This window comes from Micromonospora sp. 15K316 (genome assembly GCF_004348525.1).
In the GTDB taxonomy this organism is placed as follows: Bacteria; Actinomycetota; Actinomycetes; order Mycobacteriales; family Micromonosporaceae; genus Micromonospora.
Window position 1 is genome coordinate 1 of record NZ_SMKG01000429.1, and the last position, 987, is coordinate 987.

Below are 987 nucleotides of genomic sequence, written 5' to 3' on the forward strand. Positions count from 1 at the left end.
CCGCCCCGGCGTCCCCCGCCCCGGCGGTGCCCGCCGGAGCCGACCTGTCCCTGACCCAGCTCGCCCCGTACGTCAGCTCGAACTTCGGTTTCTACCGCATCGACACCGCGCTGGTGGTGCCCCAGGTCGACCCGGAGACCTGGCAGTTGCGCATCCACGGCCGGGTCCGCAACCCGATCACGCTGAGCTTCGCCGACCTGCTCGCCCGGCCGCTGGTGGAGCGGTACGTCACCCTCGCCTGCGTCTCCAACGAGGTCGGCGGCGACCTGATCGGCAACGCGCGGTGGCTCGGCGTACCGATCCGGGAGCTGCTCGACGAGGTCGAGCCGGACGAGGGCGCCGACCAGGTGGTCGGGCGGTCGGTCGACGGCTGGACCTGCGGCACCCCGACGGCGGTGCTGCGCGACGGGCGGGACGCGCTGCTCGCGGTGGGGATGAACGGCGAGCCGCTGCCCGTGGAGCACGGCTTTCCCGTCCGGATGGTCGTGCCGGGCCTCTACGGCTACGTGTCGGCCTGCAAGTGGGTGACCGAACTCGAGCTGACCAGCTTCGCGGACTTCGACGCGTACTGGGTGCCCCGGGGCTGGTCACCGCAGGGGCCGATCAAGACCCAGTCCCGGATCGACACGCCGCGCCCGCGCAACCGGCTGACCGTCGGCCCGGTGACGGTGGCCGGGGTGGCCTGGGCGCAGCACCGCGGGATCCGCCGGGTCGAGGTGCGCGTGGACGACGGCCCCTGGCAGGAGGCGGAGCTGGCCCCCACGGTCTCGGTGGACACCTGGGTGCAGTGGTCATGGCGGTGGGCGGCCACCCCGGGCGAGCACCGGCTCCAGGTACGGGCCACGGACGCCACCGGGGAGACGCAGACGGAACGCCGGCAGGACGTCGTCCCGGACGGGGCCAGCGGCTGGCACACCGTCCGGGTGACCGTCCGCTGACCCCTCCGCGGCAGGGTCGGGGCCGGGTCAGGCGACCCGACGTTGGGTG

At 74.4% G+C, this 987-nt stretch carries 1 protein-coding gene; it reads left to right on the forward strand.

The features are described 5' to 3' along the window. Positions 1-938, forward strand: a 938-nt coding sequence (locus E1211_RS32145) for a molybdopterin-dependent oxidoreductase (protein WP_165947392.1), incomplete at its 5' end; no start/stop codon positions are given. Positions 939-987: the final 49 nt, after the last annotated feature.